The sequence below is a fragment of the Paraburkholderia diazotrophica genome (assembly GCF_038900755.1).
GTDB classification, from domain to species: Bacteria; Pseudomonadota; Gammaproteobacteria; order Burkholderiales; family Burkholderiaceae; genus Paraburkholderia; species Paraburkholderia diazotrophica_A.
The window spans coordinates 1-25,484 of the sequence record NZ_JBBPEN010000013.1; the positions used below are offsets into that span (position 1 = coordinate 1).

The 25,484-nt window shown below is 61.9% G+C and carries 15 protein-coding genes and 3 pseudogenes; 6 read left to right on the forward strand and 12 right to left on the reverse strand.

Features of this window, described 5'->3' with window-relative positions; all coding sequences use genetic code 11:
• Together AABE10_RS30080 and AABE10_RS30085 are read left to right on the forward strand one after the other, a co-directional pair.
• Positions 1 to 133: pseudogene (locus AABE10_RS30080) on the forward strand (ectoine hydrolase DoeA); the annotation flags it as partial.
• Positions 134 to 194: 61 nt separating this feature from the next.
• Positions 195 to 1,283, forward strand: a complete 1,089-nt coding sequence (locus AABE10_RS30085) for an alcohol dehydrogenase family protein (protein ID WP_342936800.1) — start codon at positions 195 to 197, stop codon at positions 1,281 to 1,283.
• Between the two features lie 86 nt (positions 1,284 to 1,369).
• Here AABE10_RS30085 and AABE10_RS30090 read toward each other — a convergent pair whose 3' ends face one another.
• The 4 genes from AABE10_RS30090 to AABE10_RS30105 all read right to left on the reverse strand — a co-directional run bounded on the left by AABE10_RS30090 (position 1,370) and on the right by AABE10_RS30105 (position 5,960).
• Positions 1,370 to 2,311 carry an ABC transporter substrate-binding protein gene (locus AABE10_RS30090; protein WP_342936801.1) on the reverse strand — a complete coding sequence of 314 codons (942 nt, stop codon included), beginning with the start codon at positions 2,309 to 2,311 and terminating at the stop codon, positions 1,370 to 1,372.
• 103 nt (positions 2,312 to 2,414) lie between these two features.
• A complete protein-coding gene (locus tag AABE10_RS30095; RefSeq protein WP_342936802.1) occupies positions 2,415 to 3,443 on the reverse strand; it encodes an ABC transporter permease in 1,029 nt (342 codons plus the stop codon).
• A 19-nt stretch (positions 3,444 to 3,462) separates the two neighbouring features.
• A complete protein-coding gene (locus tag AABE10_RS30100) occupies positions 3,463 to 4,974 on the reverse strand; it encodes a sugar ABC transporter ATP-binding protein (RefSeq protein WP_342936803.1) in 1,512 nt (503 codons plus the stop codon).
• A gap of 224 nt (positions 4,975 to 5,198) precedes the next feature.
• The gene (locus AABE10_RS30105; RefSeq protein ID WP_342936804.1) at positions 5,199 to 5,960 is read right to left on the reverse strand and encodes a GntR family transcriptional regulator; all 762 of its coding nucleotides are present in this window, start codon (positions 5,958 to 5,960) and stop codon (positions 5,199 to 5,201) included.
• 159 nt (positions 5,961 to 6,119) lie between these two features.
• On the opposite strand from AABE10_RS30105, the gene AABE10_RS30110 reads away from it, so the two are divergent.
• Positions 6,120 to 7,418 carry an L-fuconate dehydratase gene (locus AABE10_RS30110; protein ID WP_342936805.1) on the forward strand — a complete coding sequence of 433 codons (1,299 nt, stop codon included), beginning with the start codon at positions 6,120 to 6,122 and terminating at the stop codon, positions 7,416 to 7,418.
• A 27-nt stretch (positions 7,419 to 7,445) separates the two neighbouring features.
• Here the strand turns inward: AABE10_RS30110 and AABE10_RS30115 are convergent, their stop codons facing one another.
• Positions 7,446 to 8,120, reverse strand: coding sequence for a DUF4410 domain-containing protein (locus tag AABE10_RS30115; protein ID WP_342936806.1), 675 nt, complete (start codon positions 8,118 to 8,120; stop codon positions 7,446 to 7,448).
• Positions 8,121 to 8,453: 333 nt separating this feature from the next.
• Between AABE10_RS30115 and AABE10_RS30120 the strand changes: the two are divergent.
• Positions 8,454 to 8,906: pseudogene (locus AABE10_RS30120) on the forward strand ((2Fe-2S)-binding protein); the annotation flags it as partial.
• A 250-nt stretch (positions 8,907 to 9,156) separates the two neighbouring features.
• The gene (locus tag AABE10_RS30125; RefSeq protein WP_342936807.1) at positions 9,157 to 11,349 is read left to right on the forward strand and encodes a xanthine dehydrogenase family protein molybdopterin-binding subunit; all 2,193 of its coding nucleotides are present in this window, start codon (positions 9,157 to 9,159) and stop codon (positions 11,347 to 11,349) included.
• 134 nt (positions 11,350 to 11,483) lie between these two features.
• Here the strand turns inward: AABE10_RS30125 and AABE10_RS30130 are convergent, their stop codons facing one another.
• The 5 genes and pseudogenes from AABE10_RS30130 to AABE10_RS30150 all read right to left on the reverse strand — a co-directional run bounded on the left by AABE10_RS30130 (position 11,484) and on the right by AABE10_RS30150 (position 21,161).
• Entirely contained in the window at positions 11,484 to 13,106 is a 1,623-nt protein-coding gene (locus tag AABE10_RS30130; protein ID WP_342936808.1) for an ATP-binding protein, read from the reverse strand.
• A 54-nt stretch (positions 13,107 to 13,160) separates the two neighbouring features.
• Complete coding sequence (locus tag AABE10_RS30135; RefSeq protein ID WP_342936809.1) at positions 13,161 to 13,856, reverse strand: esterase; 696 nt, start codon at positions 13,854 to 13,856, stop codon at positions 13,161 to 13,163.
• 104 nt (positions 13,857 to 13,960) lie between these two features.
• Positions 13,961 to 14,493 (reverse strand): annotated as a pseudogene (locus AABE10_RS30140) (transposase); the annotation flags it as partial.
• Between the two features lie 517 nt (positions 14,494 to 15,010).
• Positions 15,011 to 15,751: an OmpA family protein gene (locus tag AABE10_RS30145; protein WP_342936810.1), complete on the reverse strand. Its 741-nt coding sequence runs from the start codon at positions 15,749 to 15,751 to the stop codon at positions 15,011 to 15,013.
• 55 nt (positions 15,752 to 15,806) lie between these two features.
• Complete coding sequence (locus AABE10_RS30150; RefSeq protein ID WP_342936811.1) at positions 15,807 to 21,161, reverse strand: YadA-like family protein; 5,355 nt, start codon at positions 21,159 to 21,161, stop codon at positions 15,807 to 15,809.
• Between the two features lie 1,921 nt (positions 21,162 to 23,082).
• Between AABE10_RS30150 and AABE10_RS30155 the strand changes: the two genes are divergently transcribed.
• Complete coding sequence (locus tag AABE10_RS30155; RefSeq protein WP_342936812.1) at positions 23,083 to 23,388, forward strand: hypothetical protein; 306 nt, start codon at positions 23,083 to 23,085, stop codon at positions 23,386 to 23,388.
• Positions 23,389 to 23,509: 121 nt separating this feature from the next.
• On the opposite strand, the gene AABE10_RS30160 is transcribed toward AABE10_RS30155, so the two are convergent.
• Together AABE10_RS30160 and AABE10_RS30165 are read right to left on the reverse strand one after the other, a co-directional pair.
• A complete protein-coding gene (locus AABE10_RS30160; RefSeq protein ID WP_342936893.1) occupies positions 23,510 to 24,682 on the reverse strand; it encodes a porin in 1,173 nt (390 codons plus the stop codon).
• Between the two features lie 124 nt (positions 24,683 to 24,806).
• On the reverse strand, positions 24,807 to 25,478 hold the full coding sequence (locus AABE10_RS30165; RefSeq protein ID WP_342936813.1) for a response regulator: 672 nt from the start codon (positions 25,476 to 25,478) through the stop codon (positions 24,807 to 24,809).
• Between the last annotated feature and the right edge of the window lie 6 nt (positions 25,479 to 25,484).

The following is a 25,484-nucleotide window of genomic DNA, read 5'->3' on the forward strand; positions in this document are numbered from 1 at the left end:
CATGACGTTCCATTTCATGCCGGGCCTGTGGCTCGACGACTGGGGACTCGAAATCACGGAGAGCATCCTGATTACGGAGTCGGGTGTCGAGACGTTCTGCAATACGCCGCGCAAGCTGTTCATCAAGCCATAAGGCCGTAGCCCGGATGCCGGCGCGTTTGCGCCGCGCATCCGCCAACGCCAAGAGGAGAACCATGCTTCCAAAGACAATGAAGGCGATCGTGCTGACCGCTCATGGCGGACTCGACAAGCTTGTCTATCGCGACGACGTGCCCGTTCCCGCCTGCAACGCGGGCGAAGTGCTGCTCGAAGTCACTGCTTGCGGGCTCAACAATACTGACGTGTGGGTTCGACAGGGCGCGTATGGCACGGATGACGATCCGCAGGCCGTCTCCACCTGGCGTCGCGGCCGCTCGACGCTGACGTTCCCGCGCATTCAGGGCGCAGACATCGTCGGCCGGGTGGTTGCGGTCGGAAGCGGAGTCAGCGACGCGCGCATCGGTGAACGTGTGATCGTCGATGCGTCGATCTATAACCGCGACGACGACAGCCTCGCCGATATCGACTACATCGGCCACGGCCGCGACGGCGGCTACGCCGAATACGCAGCGGTGCCCGCAGAGAACGCGCATCGCGTCGACTCGCACTACACCGATGCCGAACTCGCGACGTTCTGGTGCGCGTACCACACGGGCGAACAGATGATCGAGCGGGCCGCGGTCAAGAGCGGCGAAACAGTGCTGATTACGGGCGCTTCGGGCGGCGTCGGCTCGGGCATCATTCAACTGTGCCGCGCGCGCGGAGCGATTCCGTATGCCGTCGTCAGCAAGGGCAAGGAAGAGGCCGTGCTCAAGCTCGGCGCAGAAGGCGCGATGCTTCGCGACACCGGGGACTTCGCCGCAGACGTCGCGCGAATGACAGGCGGCCGGCCCATCGATGTAGTGGCCGATCTCGTCGGCGGTGAGCTATTCGGAAAACTGCTGAACGTGCTGCGTCCGGAAGGACGTTACACCACGGCGGGCGCGATTGCGGGGCCCGTCGTGCAACTCGACTTGCGCACGATGTATCTGAAGCAGCTTCAGTTGAACGGCTCTTCGCAAGGCACGCGCGGCGCGTTCAAACGCGTGCTCGACTATATCGAGGCCGGCACGGTCAAGCCGGTTCTGGCCGCGACGTATCCGCTGTCGCAGTTTCATGAAGCGCAAACGCAATTCATGTCGAAGCGTTTCGTGGGCAACATCGTCGTGATTCCCGACACGCACTACGCAAAAGGCGCGTCATAACGCGTGGACGCCGGATAAAAAAGAGGAAGGGCCGCAGCCCCTCCTCTTTCTCGGAACGCACTACTCGAACGCGTTACCGCCGCGCATCAGTCATACAGCACTGCGGAAATCTTCGGGTCGTTCATATTGCTCTTGTCGTACCAGTAGTACCCCGTGTCGACTTTCTTCGGCAGCTTCTCGCCTTTCAGCGCCTTCACCGCCGAGTCGACGACGCATTTGCCGATCCCGATCGGGTTCTGCGTGATCGCGCCCGCCATCAAGCCCGATGTGATGTCCTCTTTCTGCTCCTTGCCCGAGTCGTAGCCGATCAACACGAGCTTCTTGCCCGATTCCTTGACGCCGATTGCCGCGCCTTCCGCCGAGCCTTCGTTCGCGCCGAAAATGCCCTTGATATTCGGGTTGGCCTGAATCATCGCCTTGGCGATTTCCGCCGACTTCAAGTGGTCGCCGCCGCCATACTGGACCGAGACGATCTTGATGCCCGGATGCTTCGTCTTCATCTCGTTGAGAAAGCCGTCGCGGCGATCGATGCCCGTTCGGCTCGTCTGATCGTGCACGATCACGCCGACCTCGCCCGAGTTGCCGATCATCTCGGCCATCTTGTCGGCGGCGAGCGCGGCGGCCGCAAGGTTGTCTGTCGCGCAGGTCGTCAGCGGGATGTTGCTGTCGACGCCCGAGTCGAATGCGATAACGGGGATCTTGCTCGCCTGCGCGCGCTTGAGCAGCGGAATCGCCGCCTTGCTGTCGAGCGCGGCAATGCCGAGCGCCTGTGGTTTCTTCGCGAGCGCGGCCGAGAGCATGTCGATCTGCTTGTCGACCATTGCTTCCGTTTCCGGACCCTCGAAGGTGATCCTGACGTTCTGCTCCTTCGCAGCCTGTTCCGCGCCGGATTTCACGGCCTGCCAGAACTGGTGCTGAAAGCCCTTCGAGATGAGCGGAATATACGGCTCGTCCGCATACGCAAGACTGGTCACGCCAGCCAGCGCTCCGACACCAACCACGATACTGATAAGTCTTCTTTTCAACATGGGGTTTCTCCTCCTAAGGTAGGCCATCAACCTCCAGCCGTTGAGGGAGCCTTTACGTGCTACGTGCTGCGTGCTCCCCTTCTTGATCTTGTTCTGTACTGTGTCAGCCGCCCTTCTTGCGTCGCAGGATATCAGCGTAGACCGCGAGAATGATAATGAGCCCCGTCACCACGATCTGCCATTCCTGGGCAACCGACATGATGCGCAGCCCGTTGGTCAGCACACTCATGATGAACGCGCCGATGATCGTGCCCAGTATCGTGCCCGAGCCGCCGCTAAGCGAAGTGCCGCCGATGACGACAGCCGCAATCGCCTCCAGCTCGTAGCCCTGGCCCAGCGCCGGTTGCGCCGAGTTCAAACGCGACGCGATGAGCAGTCCGGCCACGCCGCAAATCGCGCCGCCCACGCCGTAAATCGCGATCTTCCAGCGGTCCACGTTCACGCCGGAAAGCCGCACGGCTTCTTCATTGCTGCCGAGCGCGAACGTATAGCGGCCGAGCGCCGTGCGATTGAGCGCAATGGAACTCACGATCGCAAGAGCAAAGAGAATCAGCACCGCATTCGGCACGGGCACGCTGGGCAGGAAATAGCCGATCAGCGAGTCCTGCGAGATCATGTAGAAGTTCTCGGTGTCGGTGAAATAGATTGGTTGATCGGAGGACACAACGAGTGACAGGCCTTTCAGCAGCAGCATCATGCCGAGCGTCGCGATGAATGGCGGAATCTTCATTTTCGCCGTCAGCGTGCCCGATACGGTTCCGCAGACGGCACCCGTTGCAATCGCAGCGACCACGCCAATCCACATCGGCAAATGCCAGTACGTGAGAAACACGCCGCAAATGACGGCGGTAAAAGTCATCAACGTGCCGACGGATAGATCGATGCCCCCTGTGATGATGACGAACGTGCTCGCGATCGCCAGCACGCCGTTGACGGCCGTCGCCTGCAAAATGCCGAGGATGTTGTCCATCTGCATGAATGCGGGCGACGCGAAGCTGAAGAAGATCAGCAACAGGATCAAGCTCGTGAAGGCGAGCAGCTTTTGCAGGGCCGTCGGCGAAAAGACACGGGCTCTCAGCCCCGAGGTTCGTCTTTCGTTGGACAGCGCTGCAGTATCCGATGGCTGTGTCATGTACTTGACCTCTTGGGGCTCAGGCTACTTTCAGGGTTTCGCGCTGCGTCGCGAGATGCATGATGCGCTCTTGCGTGGCGTCGCTCGCGGAGAGTTCGCCCGTGATACGGCCTTCGCACATCACCACGATGCGATCGCTCATGCGCAGGATTTCCGGCAATTCCGACGAGATCATGACGATCGCCTTGCCTTGCCCGGCAAGCGAGCGCAGCAGCTTGTAGATTTCGCTCTTGGCGCCGACGTCGATGCCGCGCGTCGGCTCGTCGAAGAAGAGCACGTCGCAGTCCCGTTCGAGCCATTTCGCAATGACGATCTTCTGCTGGTTGCCGCCGGACAGAAGCCGCACGGGTTGGGTCGGCGAAGGCGTGCGGATTGCAAGCAGACTGATGAAGCGGGATGCCGCCTTGCGCATCTGCGCGCGACGCAGGAAAAAGTTGAGCGACAGAAATTTGCCCAGGTCGGACATCACGATGTTCGATTCGACGTCCATCCCGGTTGCAAGGCCGAAACGCTTGCGATCCTCGGACAGATAGCCGATTCCGCGCGCCACGGCATCGCTGGGCCTTTTGATCACCGCCTTCACGCCGTTCACGAAGATATCGCCGGATTCGATCGGATCGGCGCCGAACACGGCGCGCGCGACCTCGGTGCGGCCCGCGCCCATCAGGCCGGCAAAGCCCAATATCTCGCCTTTGCGCAGCGTGAAGCTCACGTCCCTGACGAGCGGGCCGGCGTTCAGGTGTTTCACTTCGAGCGCGACGTCGCCCGTTTCCGTGGTGCCGTGCGTCGGCGTCACGTCGGCGAGCGTGCGGCCCACCATCATGCCGATGATCGCCTGGACGCTGGTGTCGGCCGTGGCCACCGTCGCGACGTATTCGCCGTCGCGAAGCACGGTGACGCGATCGGAAATCTGCTTCAGCTCATCCATCTTGTGCGAGATGTAGATGATGCCCACGCCTCTGTCCTTCAACTGGCGGATGATGCGAAAGAGCTCGGCGATCTCCGTGTCGTTAAGCGCGGAGGTGGGCTCATCCATGATCAGCACGCGCGAATCGAACGACAACGCTTTCGCGATCTCAACCATTTGCTGGCTCGCTACCGTCAGCGTGCCGACCACGGTGCGCGGATCGAGCCGCACATGCATGCGAGCGAGAATATCGGCGGCTTGCGCGTTGAGCCTGTCTTCGTCGAGGAAAAGTCCGAGCCGTCCGCGCGGCTCGCGTCCGATGAAGATGTTCTGCGCGACGGTCAAATGATTCATCAGTTGCAGTTCCTGATGAATGATGCCGACACCCACGGTCTGCGCATCGCGCGGACTCGTGAACTCGACAGGCTTGCCGTCATAGAGAATCTCGCCCGAATCGCGCGTATAGACGCCCGCGAGAATTTTCATCAGCGTCGACTTGCCGGCGCCGTTCTCGCCCATCAGCGCGTGGACTTCCCCCGCCATGAGTTCGAACTGCACCTCGTGCAGCGCCCTTACACCCGGAAAGCTCTTGCTAAGCTTATTGACGGCAATGAGCGGTGTCATGACGCGGACCTGCCGACAAATGGCTGACGGCCGCCGGCTCCGACACGGCAGCCGCTGGCCTCTTCGTGGGAAGCGGATTGCAGAAGCGCTGGTCGTCGTTGTCTTTCAGGACTGGAAACAAAACGAAAAGCCAGACACATTACCGGGACCCCCTTGATCCCATGCAGAGCTTTCGCGCTGCATAAAAGTCGTTCAGGTGCGCGGATTCATTATCGTGTGAGTCGTTACGGCCCGAAAAGATCCGGCCTTTCCTTCGCAGACCGGCGCAATTCGGCAACCACCTGATCGAGATGACCGTGCATCGCTTTCGCCGCCGCGTCGGCCTTTCCGCTACGAATCGCTTCGAAAATGATCTCGTGCTCATCGAGCGTATGCACGAGCCGCTCGGGACTTGCCAGCAATTGCCTCGCGCGATCGAGTGCATTGCGCGACACCGCGACGATTTCCTTCACTCGCGGCAGATTGACTGCATCGAGGAGGACTTCGTGAAAAGCCAGATCGAGTACATGAAACGCGAGGCGCTCGCCACTTTTAACTGCTTTGCGCTGCTCGTCGAGATTGATTGCGAGTGCATCGAGCGTCGCCTTGTCGTGCATCAGCGCGACATCGCGCACGGTCTCGACTTCGAGCGCGCTACGAATGAACAGATGCTGACGGATGTCCTCGAGCGCGATCGGCTTGACGCGCGTGCCGCGCTGCGGAAGGACTTCGACAAGGCCCGCATGCGCGAGCCTCGCCAATGCAGCGGAAACCGGAAAGCGCGACACGCCCATCCGATCGCAGACGGCCATCTTGTCGATCATCATCCCCGGTTCCAGCACCAGCGTCACGATCGCTTCTCTCAGCGCCTGTTCGACTGCGTCGGTCAGGCTGCCCCGCTCGCCGCCCCTGATCTTCGGCAATGCGTCATACGGATTACTGACGGCACTCGCTGCATCGGATGAAGTGCTCACGGCGCGCTTGATTTCGTTAAGACATGCTAGCATGCTAGGAAGTGAATGAAGTGTTGTCAACGCGTGCAAACGCCTAGTAAATGCGCTCGGTGATTTCCCTTATCGGGGCTTACGCCGCGCTTGCACGCACGAGCCGGTCCGTCTTTCTTCGCAGACGGAAGCCGATAGCCATCGCCCCCGGAGGTTGCTCAGATGACCACGATCACCAGGCTGTCCGTTCGAGACATCCGCTTTCCCACTTCGCGTTCTCTCGATGGCTCCGACGCAATGAACGCCGCGCCGGACTACTCCGCCACTTACGTCGCGCTCGAAACCGATTCGCCGAACACGCTCGCGGGTCATGGCCTCACGTTCACGATCGGACGCGGCAATGAAATCTGCGTGGCGGCCGTCAATGCATTGGCGCCGCTCGTGATCGGCAAGCGTCTCGAAGACATCGCCGCGAACATGGGCGCTTTCTGGCGCGAGGTGACATCGGATAGTCAACTGCGCTGGATCGGCCCTGACAAAGGCGCGATTCATCTGGCGACGGCGGCTGTCGTGAACGCGGTGTGGGACCTGTGGGCGAAAGCGGAAGGCAAGCCCGTGTGGAAGCTGCTCGTCGACATGAGCCCGGAAGAACTCGTGCGCTGTCTCGACTTCCGCTATGTGACGGACGCGATCACGCCGCACGAAGCCATTGCGCTGCTGCATCGTCACGCGAGCACGAAAAACGAGCGAGAAAAGGAAATGCTCGCGCACGGCTATCCGGCGTACACGACGTCGGCCGGCTGGCTCGGCTACGACGACGACAAGATTCGCCGGCTCGCGCGCGAAGGCGTCGCGCAGGGTTGGACCCACTTCAAGCAGAAAGTAGGCGGCAATCTCGAAGAGGACGTGCGGCGCGCGAGAATATTGCGCGAGGAGATCGGCGAAAACCTGAAGCTGATGATGGACGCTAACCAGGTGTGGGACGTCGACGAAGCCGTCGCGAACATGCGCCGTCTCGCGGAGTTCGATCCGTGGTGGATCGAGGAGCCGACGAGCCCCGACGACATTCTCGGCCACGCGGCGATCCGCAAGCGCCTTCATCCCATCGGCGTCGCGACGGGCGAGCACTGCCACAATCGCGTGATGTTCAAGCAGTTGCTGCAGGCGCAGGCCATCGACTTCTGTCAGGTGGACAGCTGCCGCCTCGGCGGATTGAACGAGGTCATCGTCGTGCTGCTGATGGCGGCGAAATTCGGCGTGCCCGTGTGTCCGCATGCGGGCGGCGTCGGATTGTGCGAGTACGTCCAGCATATTTCGCTGTTCGACTATGTCTGCGTGTCGGCTTCGCTGGAAAACCGCGTGCTCGAATACGTCGATCATCTGCACGAGCACTTCGTCGATCCCGTCGTGATTCGCAACGGACGCTACATGCCGCCGCAACGCCCGGGCTACAGCATCGAGATGAAGGCCGCGTCGATCGACAAGCACGGCTTTCCTGAAGGCGAGGCGTGGCGCATCTGAGAAAGCGCGTTGACCGAAGCGCGCCGCTCACTGCCGCGGCGCTTCGGCGTGCCCTTTCATGCGCGCGACGACCGCATCGGCGACCTGCCCCGCAACCTCTTTGATGTTCGCCTTTTCGTCGCTGCCCGCCATCACATACCTGGCGGCGGCCACATAGGGATTGAGCTTGACCATCGCACCCGGCGCGTGCTTGCCCGATTGGCCTTCAATCTCCTGATAAAGCGGTTGCGGCGCCGGATTGGGCAACGCATCGATGGCGATCGCGAGTTCGATCTTGCCTTGTCCCGCGCCGAAACCCACCACGGCGCGCCGCACCCGATTGCCCTCGTCCACGCTCAGGAAAACGCCGCGGACCAGCCAGCCTTGCGCAGGCACTTCGGCGCCGCCGGAAAGATGGCGCGCATCGACGCCTTTGCTCCGGAGATCGGCGATCAGCGTATCGGACATCTCGCCTACGAGCTGCTGGGACTTCGCTTGCGGGTCCTGCTGTGCCAGGTGCAGCGGGGACACGCTGCCGGCAAGGCGACGCGCCCTGCTCAGCCGGCTTTGATCCGGTGTCACGTTGGCCGCATCGAGTTCGAAGTCGGAGACATAAACGGCCGTCGCTCCGGATATCACGCGCGCTTCCTGCGCGATTCCCGTCGACGCGAACGCAAAGAGCCACACGGCCGCGAGCGGGCACTTCCACGATCGATTGTTCATCGGCGGCTCTCCTGATCGTCGGGATCGTGACGGAATCGACGCGCCACACGGCGAATATACGCCTCCTGCATCGCGCCGGCCGGCGAGCGGTCCCGCAGGATTAGGCAAGACTTCCAGAGTTTCCGAATAACAGAAAGCGCCCGCTTTGAGCCACACTCCACAGGTTCGCATTGCTTCGCCAGCGCCTACGCGGCGTGGCCGTGAAAGCACGGGCAGCCGCGGCGCGCGCTTCGTCGCAGTGCTCTGGCCGCGCAGTGCTCGCGCCTGATGGCACCGGCCGCGAAACGTCGCGAGCACGAACGATCAGAACCCGACCCACACTCGGAGTCATCGATGTCCACCACTTTGATTCTCAACGGCAAATCCACCACGCTGGACGCCGATCCCAACATGCCGCTGCTATGGGCGATCCGCGAGGTCGCGGGCCTGCATGGAACGAAGTTCGGCTGCGGCATGGCGCAATGCGGCGCATGCACGGTCCATCTCGAAGGGCAGCCGATACGCTCGTGCGTCACGCCGCTGTCGGCTGTCGAAGGCCGCCATGTCACGACGATCGAAGGGCTGCAGGGCAAGCCGGCCAAGGCCGTGCAGGCCGCATGGGTCAAGTTGCAGGTGCCGCAGTGCGGCTACTGCCAGTCGGGGCAGATCATGTCCGCGGCTGCGTTGCTTGCGCAAAACCCGAAGCCCACCGACGCCGACATCGACGCCGCGATGAGCGGCAACATCTGCCGCTGCGCGACGTACACGCGCATACGCGCGGCGATTCACGATGCGGCCGGGGCGATTGGCGGTCAGGTTGCGTCGGACGGGAGCGAGGCGCTGAGTGTGGCCGGACGCGCTGAAGCGCTGACTCTGGTCGACCGCCGCGTGGGGCATGGGACCAAACCAAGCAGTGAAGCGCTAACTCCGGTCGACCGCCGCGTGGGGCATGGGACCAAACCAAGCAGTGAAGCGCTAACTCTGGTCGACCGCCGCGTGGGGCATGGGACCAGAGTAAGCGCTGAAGCGCTAACTCTGGTCGACAGGGGATAAAAGGATGACGACCGATATCGTTGATGTTCAGCGTCCGTCGCGACGCACGTTCCTCAAAGGCGCCGGCGCAGCGGCGGCACTGGCGCTGACCGTCGGCTTCGAATGGGCCGGCACGTCACGGCGCGCGCTCGCCGCTCAAACGGCGAGCGGCACGTTCGCGCCGAACGCGTTTCTGCGCGTCGGCACTGACGACAGCGTGACCGTGATCGCCAAGCACGTCGAGATGGGCCAAGGCGCGTACACGGGCCTCGCGACGATCCTCGCCGACGAGCTCGACGCGGACTGGACCCACGTCCGCGTCGAAAGCGCGCCCGCCGATGCGAAACGCTATGCGAATCTCGCGTTCGGCACGATACAGGGGACGGGCGGCAGCTCGGCAATGGCCAATTCGTGGATGCAACTGCGCGAAGCGGGCGCCAAGGCTCGCGTGATGCTCGTCACAGCGGCCGCGCAGCAATGGAAGGTGCCCGCGTCCGAGTTGCGTACCGAGCGCGGCGTCGTCTATCACGACGCGAGCGGCAAGCACGCGACCTATGGATCGCTGTCGACGGCTGCGGCAAAGCTGCCCGTGCCGGACCAGGTCACGCTCAAGGACCCAAAAGACTTCAAGCTGATCGGCAGCCAGTCGCCGCGCGTCGACGTGCCGCCGAAAACCGACGGCACCGCGCAATTCACGATCGACGTCACGTTCCCCGGCATGCTCGTCGCCGTGATGCAGCGTCCGCCGCAATTCGGCGCGACGGTGAAATCGTTCGATGCATCGGCGGCCAAGGCGGTGTCGGGCGTCGTCGATGTGGTGCAGGTGCCGCGCGGCGTCGCCGTCGTCGGCAAGAGCTTCTGGGCCGCGAAGCAGGGCCGCGATGCGCTGAAGGTCGAATGGGACGACTCGCACGCGGAGAAGCGCAGCTCGGCCGACATCATGGCCGAGTATCGGAAGATTGCCGAGAAGCAGGGCCTGCCCGCGCGCACCGAAGGCGACGCGTCGAAGGCAATCCAGGGCGCGGCACGCAAGATTTCCGCGAGTTACGAGTTCCCGTATCTCGCCCACGCGCCGATGGAGCCGCTCGATGCCGTCGTCAAGCTCACGGCCGATAGCTGCGAAATCTGGGCGGGCGATCAGTTCCAGACCATCGATCAGGCGAACGCCGCGCGCGCGGCGGGCCTGCAGCCGCAGCAGGTCAGCATTCACACGCTGTACGCGGGCGGCAGCTTCGGCCGGCGCGCGAATCCGGGCTCGGACTATATCTCCGAGGCCGTGTCGATCGCGAAGGCGCTCGGCGCGAACGGCACGCCCGTCAAGCTTCAGTGGACGCGCGAGGACGACATCCACGGCGGCCTCTATCGGCCGATGTATTTCCACAAGCTCGAAGCGGGACTCACGCGCGACGGCAAGCTCGTCGGCTGGCAGCACCGGATCGTCGGGCAGTCGATCGTGGCCGACACGCCGTTTGCAGCGATGGTGAAGAACGGCATCGACGCAACATCGGTGGAAGGCGCCGCGAACATCGCGTACGCGATTCCGAACATCTCGGTGCAACTGTCGACGACGCGCACGGGCGTGCCCGTGTTGTGGTGGCGCGTGGTCGGCAGTTCGCATACGGCGTTTGCCGTCGAGGCGTTCATGGACGAAGCGGCGCATGCGGCCGGCAAGGACCCCTACACGTTCCGGCGCGATCTGCTCGAACATCAGCCGCGCATGCGCGCGGTGCTCGATCTCGCCGCGCAGAAGGCGGGCTGGAGCGACAAGCCTTTGCCGCACGGCAAGGGACGCGGAATTGCAGTGGCCGAAGCGTTCCACACGTTCGTCGCGCAAGTCGCCGAAGTCTCGATCGACAAGGACGGCAAGGTCAAGGTGGATCGCGTCGTCTGCGCGGTGGATTGCGGCACGGCGATCAACCCGGACGTGATCGCGGCGCAGATCGAAGGCGGCATCGGCTTCGGTCTGGGCGCGGTGCTGTATGGCGCGATCACGTTGAAGGACGGCCGCATCGAGCAGAACAACTTCGACGGCTACCGTGTGCTGCGCATCGACGCGATGCCGCAAGTCGAAGTGCACATCGTCCCTTCGACGGAAGCGCCGACGGGCATCGGCGAGCCGGGCGTGGCGCCTGTGGGGCCCGCAGTGGCGAATGCGATTTTCGCGGCCACGGGCAAGCGCGTTCATGCGCTGCCGTTGACGACGCAAAGCCTCGCGTGAAGAAAGTGAAGTACGCATATGCGTAAAGAGATCAGCCGGGGCCAGGCATATGCAAATGGCCCCGGCTCTCTCGATGCGTCACGCTGTCATCTGCGCGCCGCCGGCATGAGCGTTAGCGTTGCGAACGCACGCCGTCACGCATGCCCGCGAAACATCGCGCATGTCCTGAATGCCTGCTCCGACAGCGGAATCTGTTTCGCGCGGCAATAGCGCGTGGTCAGCTTCAGCAGTTCCTTGATGTCTCGTCCGCTCGCTCTCGGATAAGCGCACGTCAGCGTTTCGATCAGACCGTCGTCGATGTCCGCGCCCAACTGCTCGGCGAGCAGCTTCCATAGACGGACGGCATCGCGCATCGGCGGCGTCTCGTAGTGGATCTTCGCGATGCAGCGCGACAGGATCGCGTCGTCGACATCGTCGATCCGGTTCGTCGTCATGAACAGCAAGCCGTTGAAGTACTCGAGCGTGCGCAGGAACTCCGCGACGATCGCGTTGTGTTCGAGGTCGTTGTCGCGGCGGCGGATATAGACGTCGGCTTCGTCGAGCAGCAGGATCGCGTCCCAGCGCGTCGCGCGCTGCAAGATGCCGGACAGCGTCGCGCCGACGGATGCCGCCGTCGTGCCGAGCTGCCCCGAATGCACGCGGTACAGCGGCTTGCCGACCACTTCCGAATAGATCTCCGCGGTCAGCGTCTTGCCGAGTCCGGGCGCGCCCTGGCAGAGAATCGTCGTGCCGCCCGACTTGCCCGGCACGAAGTCCTGCACGAACACGTTCAGTTTCGACGTCAGAATGTCGATCAGATCGCGATGATGCTCGGGCAGAACCAGCTTGTCGCGCAGTTCCGGCTGGTACTGGTACTCGGCCATGTTCTGCACATGCACCCAGATGTTCCGGTGCCATTCAAGGTGATACAGGCACACGTAGCAATGCAGCGGAACCGTGTCGAAGCCACCTGTGACATTCGCGCCGCGCCAGAAATCGGCGTCGGCGGTCATCTGAAAGCGCCGCTCCAGCGTCTCCTCATCGTTGACGCACTTCGCGCTCACGCCATCGACAATACGTGTCAATTCCGTGGCGCCCTTCGCATCGACGGTAAAGGCCGCCTTCGACACGACGAACTGCGCACCGAAGCGCGGTTGAAACTCCAGAAAGCGCCGCGCGTACTGCTCGTATTCGCGCTTGAATTCCGGGCACTCCTTGTAAAAGCCGAACTCGGCGAGCAGCTCGGGAATCGTGCGATTCGCGATGTCGAGACGGTTGAACATGAGCGATGTCGTCATGCCGGAGAGGCGCATATGCGGGTCGGCGCGCTCCGAGTTCGCCGATTGCATCGTGTTCGCCAGCATATCGACGACGACGTACGGCATGCCCTGCTCCGGTTCGACGTAACGCATGCGGCGCACGAGCCACGGCAGCAGCGTGCCGTCCTTCGCGCGCTTATAGAGCCAGCCATCGATCGCATCGCGCGACAGATACGCGATCAAGCCCGGCACCAGTTGATCGAGGCCCGGAATCGTGCGTGCCTGCGGCGCGTTGTAGATGTTGTCGAGCGCGAGCATCTGGAACATCAGCGCGCGCTCGTTGTTCGCCTTGCTCAGCGAATACAGCGTATTCAGCGACTTCGAATCGAACAGCTTGCTCGACACCAGCATGTTGCCGTGACACGCACTGTGCTGATTGAGCTGTCGCGCCAGCGGCGATTCGGATTCGATCATCGCGAGCAGGGGATTCACCAGTGATTCCGGAATTTCAAAGTCCATAAACGCACTCGTATCGGTTGGGGTCCGGTGGCGCGGCGCTCGACTTCGCGCAAGCTAACCGAGAAAGAACTGGATTGCCGTGGCGACGACGGCAGGCTGGATCGCGTGCAAGCCGTTGAATTCGACGTATTGCACGTCATAGCCGGCGGACTTCAGTTTCGTTGCGTTCGCGCGGCCGCTGGTTTCGATGGGAAGCTGTTCGTCGCGCAGGCCGTGCGCGATGAATACCTTGGGCACGCCCTCCTGCATGAAGACCGACATGAAGCCACCGGAAAACGCGATCACGTGGCTCGCGATATCGCCGTTCGTGATGCCGATCGACAGCGCATAGCTCGCGCCGTCCGAGAAGCCTGCGAACGCGAGGCGGCCACGGTCGATGTGATAGCGCGTGGTCACTTCGACGAGCGCCCGATTGAGCCGCTCGAGATCTGGACCGCTGCCGCCGATCACGATATCCCAGGTCGGATACATCGAGTGCGGCGCGAGCACGAGGAATTTCTCGCGCTCGGCGTGCTCTTCGATGAACGGCAGCACCTTCTCCGGGAAGCCACCCGCGCCATGAAACATCACGAAGAGCGGCACGGGGCGTTGCGTGCCTTTCGTATCGTATGTATCGAGGTCCGTCGGCACGAACAGAACCGCATCGCGCTCATCGGCGATTCCCAGACGATGACGACCGGGCGGCAACGGGCCCTTGCCCGGCTCGGCGTGGGTGAACGAAAAGCGGCCAAACAGCGAAGGATCGAACATTGCGGGACCTGGCGTGACGATCAACGCGCGTTGCGCGTGGTGAATGTTCCAGGGGACGAAAGCCTCTAGATATTCAATATATCATGATTGATTTGAGTGGGCGGATCGAGCGCCGCCAGATACTCACGCACTGCACGGCTGGGCCCTTCGCCATGACCCCAGTCGATCGCTTCAGTCCCGGCGATGCCTCGAGTGCGATTGGCATCGGCTTCGATGATACGGGCATCGATCGCGAACCCTTCACCACCGGGAGGCCTTCGCTCATGCAGCGGCGTAAAACTGATTCGAATACATGGCGCAGCATATCGCTGTCACGAAACCGGCCGTGGCGATTCTTTGAAAACGTGCAGTGATTGGGAAGCGTATCCTCAAGGCCGAGGCAGCAAAACCAGCGATACACCAGGTTCAGATGGAGCGGATGTCGAAGCAGTAGCCGACGATCAACATGCGAATCATCAACTCTGGATCGATCGAAGGGCGTCCCGTACGACTGCAAAACGACGCCAAGTGGCTGACGGATGTCTCCCGCATCGAAGAACTGATCTATGCCGCGTAGCAGATGGCCCTTCGGAACGTGATCGTCAAGCTTGAGCGCATAAAACAGCTGCTCCTTATCGCGGCTTCGCTGACCCATCATGACGATGCACTCCCATCGATTGATGGATTCCAGGATAGCCAAGAACCAGGCTCTCAGGGGAGTTTTTCAACAAAATAGACCCGTTGCGGACGATCGGGAGATTTGCATCTCGACGTCCCTTTTCGCACGGCGAGCAGTCGTTCGTATCAGGACCGCGGTAGCAGATGATCGTCATCGGCTGTCCGTTATGCGTAACTGGCCAGGCAACTCATCCTGACTTTCGTTAAAGCGCCTGGCGGTCTCGTGTCCATCTAACGAATAAACTGCGCCCGTATAAGCGGACACGTGGAACAACAGCGAAAAAGGAGCATTGCCGGTACCTCACAGCAAGTGATTCACGCCGACAGTCATGCGCGGTGACTGAGACGGACAGCATATCCGTGTCTATCAGGTTGCGCATGACGTCAATCACGCGGGCTGTGCTCGCCGGCTTTTGCCGGACAGCGCACGCCCGCGCATCGGACGAACATGCTCACGTCAAGGTCGTTTTACGACTAATATCCGACGGCCGCCTAGATCACTTACGCCCCTCAACGGTGATCGACACATACCGATCCCGTTGCAGGCACGCGATCAGCGCGCGAGCGCCGCCATCCGGACAGTGCGTTCTCGGCTGGCTCGAACCCACGCCTTCTGCGTGAATGATGCTGCCGTCCAGTCCTTGAGCAACGAGATAATCGCGCACCGTGTTGGCCCGCGCGAGCGACAACGGCTCGTTGATTGATTCTGGACCGAGCCTGTCGGTATGGCCCACGACCGTGATTGCGCTGACCTGCTTATGCTTGCGGATGCGCGCGGCTATTTCGTCGAGTTCGGCTTTCGCAGGCGGCAACATGCTTTCGGGCGCCGACTTGCCGAACGGAAATAGCGCATCGCTTTCCACTGCGAAGTTCTCCAGCGTGGTGGCTTCGCTCGCGACCGCACCGGTTCCGGCCGACGCGAGACTGCCGGCCTCCTGGCCGCAGCTGAACAGCAGAACACGGGGATCATTGCGGTTGTCGTCGGCAGCGCGAACGCGGTCGATTCTGTCGATCGCCTGCACAGCCTTGTCGCCGCAGATGCGTTGCGCCACCTCCATGCAGGTCGACGCGCTCTCGAACAGTCCGTGGCACTCGGCCCGGTATGTCCTGACGCCGTTGCTCGCGTCGACCGAATAGGCGTTGAAGGTTGGACCACTCGCCGCCGTGCATCCCGCCACGACAAGCACGGCGGTAGATAAAAGGCTTGCAAAAAAGAGTCGGTTCATCATGTACTCCATAGACTGTATGTGGCGAAGAACGCGGGACGCGCCGCTGCGGCCCCGCCTTCGTGACTTACCATTGCATGGCCGCGCCGACGCCGACCGTCGTGCCTCCAGGGCTCATGCCCACGCCGGCTTTCATCTTCACGTTTTCCGTCAGGCGCGCCGTGCCGCCGATCGCCACCGCCTGATAACCCCTAAAGCCCGCGGTGCCGATACCGAGTGACAACGTCTTGTCCTTGTCGACTTCCGGGATCATCGTGAGCGCGGTCGCCGCCGCGATGCCTGAATACGCATTGCGCGCGGTCGAATTGATGCCGTTTTGCAGCTCATTCATGCGGGCGTCGGTGTATGCGTTTGCCTCTGATAGCGCGGCGTTCAACTGCTGGACGTTGACTGCATCCGTCGGCGCCGTGCCGGCTGCTACATTGATGACCTGCCGGTTCGCTGCAACCGAGCCGACTGCCACCACATTCGCGCGACCGCCGTCGTTACTGTCCGCGCCGAGGGCCGTCGAGCCGCTACCCGTCGACGTTGCGCCGGCACCCACGGCAGTCGAACCATTGCCCGACGCCGTCGAGCCGTTACCCACCGCCGAGCTGTTATTGCCGGAGGCCACGGCCCCCTGGCCGCCCGCCGACGAATTCGATCCGGAGGTTGTCGGCGGCGTCGGCGTGCCGGGCGAGGACGAGAAGCTGCCGCCGTTATTGGTGGTCTGCTGGTTGATCAGTGTCGTGAGCCGGCTTGCCACCGCATCGAGCTGCGATACGTTCACCGCGTCAGTGCCAGCCTTGCCGGCGGCCAGGCCCGTGATCTGCCGGTTGCCGACGTTGACCTCACCCGCCGACGATTGCGGACTGCTCAATCCGTACGCGATGTAGTTGCTCAACGCGCCGACCGTCGTTACCGATCCGGCGCCTAGCGCGACGCTGTTTGCAGATGTTGCGCTCGCGCCGGCGCCCAACGCGAGCGCATCGATTGCGCTGCTGTGCGAACCCGAGCCGATGGCAATCGACCCGGCATTGGCCGCGCTGGCATTCGCGCCCTGGGCGATCGACTGGGCGCCGCTGGCGACAGAACCGCTGCCCACCGCGATCGCATCCGCCTGTGCCGAACTCGCAGCCTGCCCGATCGCGACGCCACCCGGCGCTGTCGAGTCGACGATTGCGCCATTGCCGACGCCCACGCCGTTGTCGCCGTTGACCACCGTCGTCGGCCCGACCGCGATCGACTCGGCGCCGACCGCCAGCGAATCCGCCGCCGTCGAGTTCGCGTGGAAGTACATCTGCCCGGTCACGGCAAACGACGACAGCGCGCCCGCCAGTTGCCGGATCGTCACGGCATCATGTGCCTGCGTGCCGTCGGCGACATTCGTCAACTGGCGATACGTGTTGCCGCTCGCGCTGCCGAACGACACGGCGCCGAGCAGCGTCTGATCGGCCGTGTTGAATGGAATCGAGTGCGTGCCGTTGGCAATCGAGCCGATACCCGACAGCACGGCGCGGTCGGACACCGAACCCGAGCCGATCGCGACGCCGCCCGCCACCGATGCACTCGACAGCGCGCCAAGCGCCACCGCGTTGTCCGCCAGCGCGGAAGCGCCATTGCCGCCGGCAAAGCTGCTCGCGCCGCTGGCCGCGGCCGCCACGCCCGCCGCCAGCGCGTTGAGGCCCGTCGCACCGTCGTTGTTGTAGTTGCCGCCTTGCGTGCCGCCGTCGTTGACGCTGTAGTAGTGAGTCTTGTCGGCGGCGACGGTCGTCGCCAGGCTGTCGATCGCCTGATTGGTCTGGTAGAGCTGCGAGCCATTCACGGCGTCCGTGCTGCTCGCGCTCAGGCTGCCCGCTGCCACATTCTGGATCTGCCGCTCCGCACCTGCCGCGCCCACGCTCACGACACTCGTCGGATTGCCGCCCGCAAAGCTGTACACCGTCCCGTTGATTGTCGCGCTCGCGGTGGGCGTTGCGGTGCCCGTCTGCGAACCGGAACCCAGCGCGACATCGCCCGTATTGTTGGCGACCGCGTTCGGGCCGATCGCAACGCTATCGGTCCCCAGCGCCTGGCTGTCCGTCGCCGTCGAGTTCGCGTGGAAATACTTGATGCCCGCACCGTTCTGGATGTTGTTGACCGTGGTCGCGAGGTTGGTGACATTCTGATTCGTCGTATAAAGCTGTGAGCCGTTGACGGCATCCGTGCTCGTGGAGCTCAACGTGCCGGGGGCGACATTCGTGATCGTGTTCGGCCCACTGCCGCCATGATCGGCGTTATAGCCACCCGTCCCACCGTTGACCGTCGGGTCCCACTGCAGCGAATTGCTCTGTGCCTGGCTCACCTGGGACTCGACCGACTGCAACTGGCTCACATTGACAGCATCGGTTGGGGCCGCACCTGCCGCGACATTCGTGATCCGCCGTTCATTCCCGGCCGAGCCGACGGAGACCTCGCCAACGGGCGCCGTACCGGACAGGGTGCCCGTGCCCGGGTTATATGCCGCGAGACCGAAGTTCGCCGTCGTCGTCGCATTCGAACCGAGCGCCACGGAGTTCACTGCCGTCGCCTGCGCGTTGCTGCCGATGGCAACCGCGTTTGTGTTGCTCGATGTCGCGCCCGAACCCAGCGCAACGCCGCTGGTGGCTGACGCCGTCGCATTCGGGCCTGCCGCGATTGCATTGGTCCCTGTCGCACCGTTGTTCGTGTAGTTGCCTTGCTGCGTGCCGTTGTCGTTGACGCTGTAGTAGTGGGTCGCACTCGCGGCCACCGTGGAATTGAGCTGGGAGACGTTGACCGCGTCGGTCGGCGCCGTGCCCGCGGCGACGTTGTGGATTTGCGTCGAGGTGCCACCCGGATTCAGCGTGATGCTGTTGTAGTTGACCGTGCCGCCAATCGTGTCGTACTTCACGGCTTGGTTGTTGAGCGTGGTGAACGATGAGGACAAGCCGGTGAGCGTGGTCGATATGCTGTCGACTGCCTGGTTCGTCGCATAGAGCTGAGAGCCGTTGATCGCATCGGTGCTCGACTGGCTGATCCGCCCAGCCGCCACGTTCGTGATCTGTCTCTCCGCATTGAGAGCCCCCACGCTCACGACGCTCGCGGGATTCGCGCCCGCGAAGCTATACGTCGTGCCGGCGATCGGCGCGCTCGGTGTCGGGTTCGGCGCGGCAGTCACCGAACCGGAGCCGAGCGCTACAGCGTTTGCATTGTTTGCTATGGCTGAGGCACCGAGTGCAACGGCGCCCACAGCCCCGGCAGTCGACGTGTTACCGAGCGCCAGCGAACCCTGCCCCTGCGCGTTGTTGCTGTTGCCGATCGCTACCGCACCATTGCCATTCGCCGTGTTGTCCGCACCCATCGCTACGGCGCCATTACCCGTAGCGGTATTGGGATCGCCGATGGCCACCGCCCCGTTGCCGCTCGCCGTCTGGCCTTCGCCGAGCGCGACGGCACCAGTGCCGCCGGCCACCTGAGAGTTATGTCCGCCCGCGATCGAGCCTGTGCCTGCCGTAGCCACTACCTTATTCGTATCGCCGAAAGCAACGGTAGAAGCCGCCGCCGCGGTCGAATTCGGTCCGAGCGCGGACGCGTTGGCGGCGGTCGCTGTCGCCGACAGACCCATCGCAACGGTGGACGCACCATTTGCAAGTGCCGAATCGCCAATCGCCACACTTGACGATCCCGATGCGGTGCTTGAAAGGCCAACTGCAGTACCGTGCAGATCGGCTGTAGTAAACGCACCCAACGCAGTCGCCTCGATGTCGTCCCCGTGCGCCCCCCACCCCATGGCTACCGACCCTTGGCCAAGCGTACGCGCGTTCGAACCCACTGCGGTGGAAAGGCCGCCGCTTGCAATCGCTGCCTGACCAACGGCGAGGTCGTTCTGCTGGCTCGCGTTGGCGCCGTTGCCGATAGCGGTCGTACCCATGTACGAGGCAGTCGCATTATTACCGATTGCAATGGCTTGGTAACAACCCGAGCAATTCGTATTGTTGGCCGTCGCGCCAATCCCGAGAGCCAGATCGGTATTGCCAAGCGCCTTTGCCCCTGCCCCGATCGCGACGGCGCTGCTTCCCGACGCCGTGGAATTCGTACCCATCGCGATGGCATTGGCATTCGCGCCCGTGCCAGCCGAATCGCCTATCGCAATCGATGACGAACCGCCCGAGGTCGCGCCCGAGCCGATCGCAACGGCGCGGATGCCCGAGGCCGCGGCGCCCGCCACTGTCGTCGGCGACGACGAACCGCCTTCCGCGACGGTATCCATCGCACCCAGCGCTATCGCATTCGTGCCGGTGGCCTTCGCGCCGTTCATCATGCCGAGGGAGTTGAGTCCCGAGGCAGACGCTCCCGCGCCCAGCGCGACTGCATCCAGTGCCGACGCTGTGGCCAGTGTGCCGGCAGCGACCGAAGAGGGACCAGAAGCCGTGACGTCCGTGCCTAGACCAACGGCCCCCGCCGCCGTTGCGCCAGTGCCGGCGACGGTACGCGCGCCGAGATACACGGCATTGAGGCCGCTGGCGATCGACTGAAAGCCGACGGCGACGGCGTGGGTCCCCGAACCGTTGGCGATATAGCCCAGCGCGACAGCTGCTGCTCCGCTGCCCACCGACTGGTAGCCGAAGGCGGCGGCGTAGTCGCCAGTAGAGGTAACGTCAGTGCCAATGGCGATAGACGACGTCCCCGTCGAACCGGTACCCGCGGCGGTGCGCGCGCCGAGATACAGCGAATTGACGCCCGTCGCGGAGGCTCCCGAACCCACGGCAACGCCATTGGTTTGCGAACCGACGGCCCCGCTGCCTACTGCCACCGCGCCCGACGCGGCAGCGCTCGCGCTCGAGCCCATGGCGACACCGTTGTCTCCGGTTGCCTTTGCCAAAGGGCCGACAGCCGTCGACAGGTTGCCGCTCGAAACCGAGTCGAGGCCGATACCGATGGCTGCCGATCCGTTAGCGACGACATCCGTACCGATGGCGATCGCCGACTCCGCAGTTGCGCCGGTACCGGGAGCATTCCGCGCACCCAGGTAAATTGCGTTGGTAGCAGCGGCAATGGCTTGATAGCCAAAGGCTGTGGCATTGATTCCCGTGGCGGTAGCCGCATAGCCAACGGCAGTGGCGCCGCCTCCAGTCGCCGTCGACTGAAAGCCCACACACGTGGTGCTGCCACTATAAAAGTTGTAGGGGGCGGAGGCGCAGCTTAGCTGCGCCTGTGCCTGCGCGGACCATCCGCCCAGACCCATCAGCAACAGTACGGTGACGAAACGCGCATTGAAACCGTGCGGCGTCGATGCGCCATATTCACCTCGTTCATCGCTTCTCCCGTCGCAGACAGAGGCGGCCGCCCCTGACTTCCCCTTGCCGCGCGAGCTGTCCAACTCCGACGCCGCGACGAAGGCGCCTAGCGCCTTGTTCCAGATGGTCCGAAATGCCTTGTTCATGTCGTTGCCTCGCTGATTAATTGAAATGCGAAGTTCAATAAGTACGGGCGTGTATACGCCTCCCGTTATTTAGGATATCTATTTACTGCGTTGAAACGTCTCTCAGTGGCGAGGTGCTTTAGCGTCGGGTTTTCTGAAAGTCGCTTATGACCTTGATGGACGAATCGTCAGTGCGCGTGAAGAGCACTTCCCGCACAATGAATTCGCATGCCTTAAGGAAAAGCGAGCCTCAGCGGGATATCCGGTTTCCGACTAGCTGACCGCTGGGACGTTTGATGAATTGCCGCCTTATGAAGGCCCGAACGGGCGCGGCAAAGGGATAGCGATTGAGCGGCGGAGCGCCAATTGTCGGCCTTGTTGTTGTATCGCCGAGTACGCGCCCGGACTCTTTCCGCCTCGGATACTCATCTTGCCTGCCCCTGATGTCGCATCATTTCGTTTCCCCGGCGCTTAATGGCGAAAGGTCTTATGCCATGCGAAAGCGCTGTTTATTCAAATAGTGAGCACTATGTGAGACGAGGGTCGAGCTATTCGCGTTATATGCGGTGCCTCACACGACGTATTGTGTAAAAAAAGATGTACGCTCAGGGGAACTTTCTCATAAGACTTTTAGTTTGTCCACGAAAAGCCCGCGACTATTTCCGGGTATTGAAAGAATTAACAATTAAAGAGGCAGCCACGATTGTGGGTTAATTACGAAATTGCGCTGCAGTTATGCGTTGTGATTCGGTCGCAAACAGAAATGGTGAATAACAACGCGCGATGCGCGATGCATCATTGCTGAAACGCTTCGTCGGATATTCACACAGAGTCATTTAGCCCCCTTACACGTCTTTTTAATGTATTTCGCGTTAATCACTCAAACCGACCAATACTTTTTTGCCGCGAATTTGTGCAAATCTCCACAGTACTTTCGCACTCTCCGTCAATCGTGTCCGTTGCGGCTATGATTGCATCGTCTACCCGGAGCCAGGTGACGGTACAGATCGAGCGCTTACGGGACGGCCGGTGCCTGTGCAAAGCAGTCGTCCAAATGTCCAGGTACGGATTGAGACGACCGACGATTTATGGCCGAGGCTGCGCGACGCAGTCGGCGCTTTAGGCGACATAAATACGGGGACGATGTCGCCGTAGGTGAGCCCCGCCTTGGCGAGCAATTTCAACAGAACGCTTTGTCCGCTGGGTGGCGCGCGCAAAGGCTACCTTCTTGCCCGTGATGTCCGCGAGAGAGCGGATTGCAGATCCTTCTCGCACCTGCATCCCACGGGCCGACGCGGGCATTCATGCCATATGGACAAATTTCACGCCAGCTGACTGCGCATCGATAGCGGGCACGTCGCCAGCGCGAGAAGTCAATGGCACCCGCATCGATGTCTGGGTCGTCCACGACCCCTTTTTGCATTAGCGGAACGCGTCCAGAGGGCGCACGCGATCGCCAGCACGAAGGACATTGTCAATGGCACTTCCGTCTACGTAGCGACTCCTGAGTTCGCCAAAAAATATCCCAACACTCTCGCCGCGGTTTTAGATGAGGTGACGAACGTTACGACGTGGGCGGCGCAAAATCGCGACGAGTTTGCCGAGGCTACTTCGGCCGCCATCGGCATGGACGTCGTGGTCCGTGACGCCGTCTGGCCGATCTCCAGCTGACCGGAGCGGTAAGGTGGCCGCTTTCAGCTATCGGTTGTCAAACTGTCTTGCGGGCGATCCTTGGCAGCAACAGACGTTCGAACGTCCGCCGCAAGCCGCGCGCGACACGCTGCTTCTGGCCGGATAGCGCCCGACGACAGAGCGCGACGAACCAGAACCCGCTGAAATGCGCAGATGTACCTGACGATCGCCGCAAGAAAAATTTCCGCGCAATGGGTCGCACCGTCTCGCAGTCGTAGTGTCTAAATCAGGTGGAAATAAGGAGCGAATCATGCGGACTCGAACCTTGAACATTGCGTTGGCCGCAATGGCCGGCATCTGGGGCATCAGTTCTGCTACAGCGCAACCGAACTACGCGTATACGACCACGGTACGTGTCAGTGACGGTAAAACGCTGAACTGCGCAGTGAATGAGCCACTTCCTGATGCATATTCTTCGGGCCAATTGGTCACCCGGCGCGAGCAACGTGAAGCGGACGTGCTGGCGACACAGCCTTTGCGCATGCTCAGCGGGCCGTCTTCAGAGTATCCGACGCCCTATACTGCGCCGCTCGTGAATTGCAAGTCGGTCGGCTGACGCGATCGCCGCCGTTGCAGGCTTCGCCGCAAACGAGACGGACGGCTCAAGCGTGCGTCCGTTCTGCGGGGGAAGTGCTTGACTGCCCGCAAGCGCATATCCTCCCCCTTTGAACTTACGCTCAGAACCGCGTGCGAATACCCGTCGTCAGTTCGAGCTGATTCGACGCGCCGAACGTGCTCGCGACCGTATAGCCGCCGTGCAGTCTCATGTAGTCGCCCGCCAGATAAAGCTCCGTGCGCTTGGACAGATGATAGAACGCTGACCAGTACAGCGTTTCTTTGTACCCGTCATGCAGGCCCGAAGCAGGATCGAATGTGCCGATGTTGGCATTCGGAATGTCACCGTCCGCGTTATAGGCGGCATTCTTGACACGCATCTGTTGATAGCCGAGTTCGTAATCCAATGGACCTTTCGGCGCGACCTTCAGAGATACCGTCCACGCATCGTCATGTCGTTGTCCGAGCGCGCCCTGATCGCCGAGATAATGGAAGTAGCCTGCATTCAAGCGGACAATGCTGAACGTGTAATTGCCACCGACCGAATAAGACTGGTTAGTATTACCCGCTTTGTTCGCGTGATTGTAGAACGCGGAAACGGCGAACGGTCCACCGTTATAGCCAACGGCTGCCTGGTAATTTGAGTTAGTGGGAAATGTCGTGCTGTTGCCGAACGCATAACCCGCCGCGAGGAACAGACCATTGTCGAAGAGTTTCTTCCACGCTACGCCGTTGTTGTAGCGCGTACCCGTCGCACTCGCCGCATAGAAGATCATCTGCTTGAAGTTGTTCGCGTTCGTCCAGCCGCCTTCCTCCGTGGTCAGCTTCGCGCTGCCATAAGGGTCGCCATAAATCGCGGACGCATCGCGCGCAATGGTGTTCTGGAAGCCGAACGTGAGCTTGCCGAGGCGGTCGTCCTGAAGGCCGACCCATGCATCGCGGTCGAAGATCTGACCGGGGTCTTCCATCTGGCCATCGCTCATGCGGTACTCGCTTTCGAGCCGGAAGATGATCTTCGAGCCGCCGCCGATATCTTCCGCGCCTTTGAGACCCCAGCGGCTTCCGCTGAACCAGGGTTCGCCGTCAATGCCCATCCCAACTACATGATTGCCTTTTTCGTCGGCGTGAGTGACGTAGCTGGGCACACTCAGATCGATCAGGCCGTATAGCTGAACGCTCGACTGTGCATGTGCGCCTGTCGCCGCGATCGCACCGGACGCGAGAGCCAGGGTCAAGTGCCTTTTCTTCAAGATTGTCTCCTCTGTTTGCCGCGTTGAGATTGTGTTTCCTTGTATGGCTCTGGTCTGTTGTCACAACCAGAACTTGTCTCAATGCTAGCGAGGCCAATCCTTCAGGGCGCTATCACGATCATCGCGGATTTATAAGTACATTTACCGATAGAGATGCACTCCTGGTTGATCAAGCTTCCCGTGTCCGCAAAATATAACCAAGTCCTCTCAACGTCATGATCTGCGCGGTCGATGCGGAAAGATGCTTGCGCAGGCGATGGATATAGATATCGATGGCATCGACGCTCGCCTCATCGTCAAGACTGAATACACTTTCCATCAGCGCCGCCTTGGATACTGTCTTTCCCTGCCTCAGCATCAGTGTTTCGAGAATCGCATGTTCCCTCCGGCGCAATGGAAGCGGTGTACCGTTGCGACGAAATTCGCGCGTATTGAACTGATAGTGCAAATCGCCGCAATTCAGCGACACTGCCTTCTCGGAGCACTGGCGCCGGACGAGCGCCTTGATGCGCGCGACAAGTTCACGCGCATCGAACGGCTTGACTACATAGTCGTCCGCACCGGCTCCAAAACAGTCGACCTTGTCGTCGATGGACCCGTGGGCGGTCAGCATCAGGACGGGCACATTGTTGCCGCGCCGTCGCAAGCGTGCCAGCAAATCCTTTCCGCTCATGCATGGCAGGCGCATGTCGAGCAGCACGACGTCGTAGCTTTGATTTCCCGATATCGCCTCGGCCCGCTCGGCATCGGGCACGCTATCCACAATGAAGTTCTCCGCGCGCAACAGATTGACGATCCAGTGCGCCAGGTCCGCGTTGTCTTCCACCAGCAGTAGTTTCATTGCGAT